The organism is Nitrococcus sp., assembly GCF_059432795.1.
Map to the genome: position 1 here is coordinate 1 of NZ_JBXWZQ010000231.1, position 5574 is coordinate 5574.

At 65.2% G+C, this 5574-nt stretch carries 5 protein-coding genes; all 5 read left to right on the forward strand.

Going from position 1 to position 5574, the window contains the following annotated elements:
- Window positions 1-101 precede the first annotated feature (101 nt).
- On the forward strand, window positions 102-1889 hold the full coding sequence (locus tag AC52Q4_RS16250; RefSeq protein ID WP_495537845.1) for a V-type ATP synthase subunit I: 1788 nt from the start codon (window positions 102-104) through the stop codon (window positions 1887-1889).
- Window positions 1877-2323, forward strand: coding sequence for an ATP synthase subunit C (locus AC52Q4_RS16255; RefSeq protein WP_495537846.1), 447 nt, complete (start codon window positions 1877-1879; stop codon window positions 2321-2323). Before AC52Q4_RS16250 ends, AC52Q4_RS16255 begins: the two co-directional genes overlap by 13 nt.
- A 19-nt stretch (window positions 2324-2342) precedes the next feature.
- Entirely contained in the window at window positions 2343-3044 is a 702-nt protein-coding gene (locus tag AC52Q4_RS16260; protein WP_495537847.1) for a hypothetical protein, read from the forward strand.
- A gap of 5 nt (window positions 3045-3049) precedes the next feature.
- Window positions 3050-3742: a hypothetical protein gene (locus AC52Q4_RS16265; protein WP_495537848.1), complete on the forward strand. Its 693-nt coding sequence runs from the start codon at window positions 3050-3052 to the stop codon at window positions 3740-3742.
- Window positions 3743-3803: 61 nt separating this feature from the next.
- A partial coding sequence (locus AC52Q4_RS16270) for a V-type ATP synthase subunit A (protein WP_495537849.1) occupies window positions 3804-5574 on the forward strand: 1771 nt, incomplete at its 3' end.

A 5574-nucleotide genomic window follows, 5' to 3' on the forward strand; every position in this document is an offset into this window, starting at 1 on the left:
GCCCGCAGTCGGCGGCTGCGGATCCCTCTGGGTGAGGGAGAGCGAGCCGCCGTGCTCCGGGCCAAGATCGCCAACCGCAAACACGAGTACGGAGAGCCCCGATGAGCATCGGCCAGCTGAGAACGGACACGCTTTGTGCCCCCGACAAGGAGAAGGCGCAAGTGCTGGATGCGCTGCAGAACCTGGGCTGTCTACACTTGTTGCCCCTGCGCCATGCCGAAGAGACGGGCGAAGCGGGTGAGGATACGGAGGTGGAGCAGGCGCGCAAGGCGCTTAAATACCTTGAGGATTTCCCGCTGCGCCGCCATCAGGCGCAGCCGGACGAGACGTTCGATTGGGCCACGGTGATCAACCGGACACTTGATAACCAGCACCGCACGCGCCAGCTTTCCGACCGTCGTGACTTTCTGCAAAAGCGCATCCGCGAGCTCGAGCCCTGGGGCGAATTTCGTTTCCCTTCGGACGGGGCTCCCGCCGGATACCGCCTGTGGTTCTACCTTGTTCCCCATTATCGGCTCAGAGACGTCCGGGACTCGGGGCTGATCTGGTCCATCGTCCATCGGGACAGCCGGTACAGCTACGTCGTCGTGGCAGCCCAAGAGGAGCCGCCAGAGGACGCCCTCCCGGTGCCGCGCACGCACACCGGTGCGTTGCCGTTGTCCGCGGTTCGCCGGCGCCTGGCCCGCATTGAGGTGGAGCTTGAGGAGCTCGAAGCCGAGCGTTGGACGCTAACCCGCTGGATCGAGTTCATTCAGCGCAATTTGGCCCGCGCGGCCGACCGGTCCGCGGCGCGTTGGGCCCGGGCCATTACGCTGGATCGTGAGGGGGTGTTCGCAGTCCAGGGCTGGGTGCCAGTCGATGCCGTGGCCTCCCTGAGGAGACTGGCGCAGGCGCACGCAGTGGCGCTCGAGGTCGACGCCCCGAGTCCCGACGACACGCCGCCCACCTTGCTGCACAACCGCGAGCTGACCGGTGGTGGTGAGGAAGTGGTGGAGTTTTACCAGGTCCCGGGCTACAGGAACTGGGATCCCTCGCCGGTGATGTTTTTTTCGTTTGCGCTATTTTTCGCCATGATTCTATCCGATGCGGGATACGCCCTCCTCCTTGGGGCGGTCCTCTGGTTTACCCGCACGCGCCTGACGAGCGCTCGTAGTGGACACCGCATCTACATCATGGGACAGGCCATCGTGGCCGCCTCTGTGGTCTACGGCGTGCTGGTGGGTAATTATTTCGGTTGCACCGCGCCGCCCGGGTCCGTTCTCGGCGCCATGCATAGGCTCGACGTTAACGACTTCGAGACCATGATGAGGCTCTCTATAGTCATTGGAGCCACTCACTTGGTGGTAGCGAATGCCGCGACGGCATTCCATCGGCGCTGGCACGCGACAATGCTCGCCCCGCTTGGCTGGGTTGCCATCGTAATGGGCGGGCTTGTGCTTGGATACGGCTACGATGCCGGTTATTGGCCCATCGGCGTGGGCGCCCTCGCGGTGCTCGGCTTCGCGAGCGACCGGGCCCTGGGTGGCCCGAAGGATGCTCTTCTGCGCCTCGGTGCCGGCATGCTTGCATTGACTGGGCTGACCAAGGCGTTCGGGGACGTGCTGAGCTATCTGCGGCTTTTTGCCTTGGGGCTTGCCAGCGCCTCCCTCGCCGTCACCTTCAATGACCTGGCGGTTTCCGCGCGTGAGGCCCTGCCCGGCGTGGGCCTGGCCGCGTTCCTGCTGATCCTGGTGCTGGGTCACGGGCTCAATCTCGTCCTGGCCGTGGTCAGCGGCGTGGTTCATGGCCTGCGTCTCAACCTGATCGAGTTCTATCACTGGGGTGTACCGGAGGGAGGCTATCCCTTCCAGCCTTTTGAGAAGAAGGAGAGGAAACGGTGGACAACCTGATCATTGCGCTGGGCTGGGCGGGGCTGTACGGCCCCATGGCGCTGGGGGCGATCGGCAGTATCATCGGCTGCGCCATCGCAGGTCAGGCCGCCTGCGGAGCGCTGCTCGAGACGGAGAGCGGCCACGGCCGTTATATCGGGCTTTCTGCCATGCCTTCTTCGCAGACCATCTACGGCATTGTTGTGATGTTCGCGCTGCAGCGTCCGGTGACTGTGGCGTCGGCGCCGGGGCTCGCGGCGGTGGGTCTGCTGGCGGGGACCGCTTTGCTGTGGAGCGCTGTGCGGCAGGGGGAATGCGTGGCCTCGGCCATCAACACGGCCAAGGCGAAGCCGGAGGTGTTGGGGTTGTCCATTGCGCCTGCGGCGATCGTAGAGGGCTTCGGCGTTTTCGCCTTCATCTTCGCGCTGGTGATCAGCGCCGGCATTCCCCGCTAACTCGCCGAGAGAGCACGCCATGGCAGAGGAGAACAAGACCGATACCGAGGCCACCCCGTCTTCGGGGGTTGAAGCCCTGATCGATCGACTGGTCCAGGATGGAGTCGAGGAGGGCCGGGCGCGGGCCCAGGAGCTTATTCAGTCCGCCGAGCGGCGAGCGGACTGGCTTCTAAAACAGGCTCGGGAAGAGGCGGAGTGGATTCGGACCCGGGCTCGGGAGGACGCCGAGCGGCTGCGACGCTCCACCGAAGAGGCGCTGCACGTCGCGGCGCGGGACACCGTGCTGGAGCTCAACGACACCCTGGTGCGCGGATTTACCGAGCAGCTGCGGCGCCTGATCGCCAGCGAGCTCGACGTTGAGGCGTTTTTACGCCAGCTGATTCTGGAGGTCGCGGGGCGGGCGCGGGAACAAGGTGGGCTGGACAAAAAAGAGCGCGTTGAGGTGGTTCTTCCCACCGACGTCGTTGGCTTGGAAGATCTGCGCCGCGATCCCGAGGTGCTGCGTGCCGGCACTTTGACCTATTTCGCCGCCGCGCTCGGCCGGGAGCGACTGCGCGAGGGTGTCGTCTTTAGCGCAGGGGAGCCGGGCATGCGGGGCATCCGCATCCGTCTGGCGGAGCAGGATGTGGAGATTGACCTGACGGAAGAGGCGGTAACGGAGCTTTTGCTCCAGCATCTGCGGCCCCGGTTCCGTGCTCTGCTGGAAGGGGTGGTGCGGTAGCGGCCATGGCGCGGCCCGTTCGCTACTATATGTTGATGAGCAGTCTGCCGGCGCTGCCGCCGTTGTTCCACGCGAAGCAGCTTCCCATTTCGCGACTGCGCCTGGAGCAGCGGCTCGGGCTGCTAGAGGGCGCCGACGCGGCGGCGCTTGACCGGATAGAGAAGCTGCTTTCCTGGCAGCGTTTGTCTCTGGACGTGCCGGATGCGAGTCTGGTGGAGCAAGCGGCAGTGGTATTGCCGCGGCTGCAGAATCCGGCCGTGCGCGCTATTGTTCAGGAACGCTTGGAGCTGCGCACGGCCGTCGCTGCACTGCGGCGACGCCAGCGCGGCGGTCCAGCGCCTAGGCAAGGCGAGCCGTGGGGGCACGGGCGCTGGGTGGACCACATCCGCCGCCACTGGCGGGAGCGTACTTTTCAGCTCGAGCCGATCTTTCCCTGGCTGGGTGAAGCGGAGCGGCTGATGCGGGCGGGTGGGCCAGCGGAGCTGGAGCGGCTGCTCATGGACATCGTCTGGACGCGGCTGACTCGGGCCGTGGCAGGTCACTACTTTGACCTCCTTGCGGTGACGGTCTACGTGCTCAAGTGGGATCTGCTGGAGCGGCGCTTGGCCTATGATGGCGCCGCCGCACTGGAGCGTTTCGATAGCCTGACGCGCGAGGGGCTGGGAGAGTTCGACCGGCTGTTCGAACCGTCAGGCTGAAAGGGCGGGAGCTGTCTTTTTGGCCGATCAAGCACGCAGAGAGTCGTCGGGACCGCCGTCAGTGCGCGTGGTCGCGGTCCAGGATGATTTGGTGACCATAGCGGCCGATTCGGGTTCCGAGGGCCACGTCCCCCTGATGAAAAACGAGGTGGTCACGGTCTGCCCCGCGGAGCGCGGTCACGGCGAGCGGCCTATGGAGCTGATGGGTGAGGTGATGCGCGTGCGGGGGCGCTTCGCCGACGTCCAGGTGTTCGAGAGCACGGCCGGTGTGGCGGTTGGTGACCCGGTGCGCCAAACCGGTGCCATGCTCTCAGTAGAGCTCGGTCCCGGCTTGCTCGGGCAAGTCTTTGACGGTCTGCAGAATCCACTGGAAGAGGTCGCGGGGCGCTTTGGCTACTTTCTCCCGCGAGGTTTCGATTTTCCGGCCCTGGATCGCAAGCACCAGTGGGCGTTCACGCCAGCCGTACGCATTGGCTCGAAGCTGGGGCCGGGCGATACCGTCGGGCATGTTCAGGAAGGGCGATTGCAGCACAAGATCATGCTCCCCTTCCATGGCTCGGGGGAGGTGGAGATTACCTGGATTCAGGAGGGCAGCTTCAGCGTCGACGTGGGTGTTGCCCGTTATCGGGACGGCGAGGGCCATGAGCGGGCGCTCACCCTGGCCCAGCGCTGGCCGGTGCGCCGGGCGCTGCCGGCGCAGCTGCTGCGGCGTCACCGCTGCGAGCGGCTCTACCCAAACGAGCCCATGATCACGGGGCTGCGTATCATCGATACCTTCTTCCCGGTAGCACGCGGCGGCACGGCCTGCATCCCGGGGCCGTTCGGGGCCGGCAAAACAGTGCTGCAGAATCTGATCTCGCGCTATGCCGACGTCGATCTGGTGGTCGTCGTGGCGTGCGGAGAGCGGGCGGGCGAGGTCGTGGAGACGATTACTACGTTTCCCACGCTCGCCGACCCCCGCACCGGCGGTCGACTGATGGATCGCACCATTATTATCTGTAATACGTCCTCCATGCCGGTGGCGGCCCGCGAGGCGTCCATTTATACGGGAATTACCCTGGGCGAGTATTACCGTCAGATGGGCCACGATGTGCTGATGATCGCGGACTCTACTTCGCGTTGGGCGCAGGCTATGCGTGAGACCTCCGGACGGATGGAGGAGATCCCGGGCGAGGAGGCCTACCCAGCGTACCTGGACTCGGCCGTGCGTGGCATCTATGAGCGTGCCGGCTCGCTGCGCACCAACGACGGCAGCGTTGGCAGCCTGACTATCATCGGCACGGTCTCGCCGGCCGGCGGCAACTTCGAGGAGCCGGTGACTCAGGCCACCCTGAGCACCGTCAAGACATTTCTCGGCCTAAGCGCGGATCGCGCCTATAAGCGTTTCTACCCGGCCGTCGACCCCTTGCTTTCGTGGTCTCGCTACCGCGAGGATCTGGCGGGCTGGTACCGCGAGCACGTCCATGCCGCCTGGAACGAGCGGGTGCGGGTGCTGCTTGCCTTGCTCCGGGACGGCGACGAGGTGCTGCGGATGATGCAGGTTACCGGCGAGGAAGGGATCAGCCTGGCTGACTTCGTTGGTTACCTGAAGGCCACCTTCGTCGACGCCGTCTACCTGCAGCAGGACACCTTCGACCCCGTCGACGTTACCACGCCGTTACGCCGGCAGCTCGAATCCCTGGCGCGGGTGCACGATGTCGTGAGTCGGGACTACGAGTTTGCCGACAAGGACGCGGCGCGGCAGTTCTTTACGCGGCTTACGGGGCTATTCAAGAACCTGAACTATGCCGAAGAGGAATCGCCACAGTTCCGTGACTACCGCGTGAGAATCG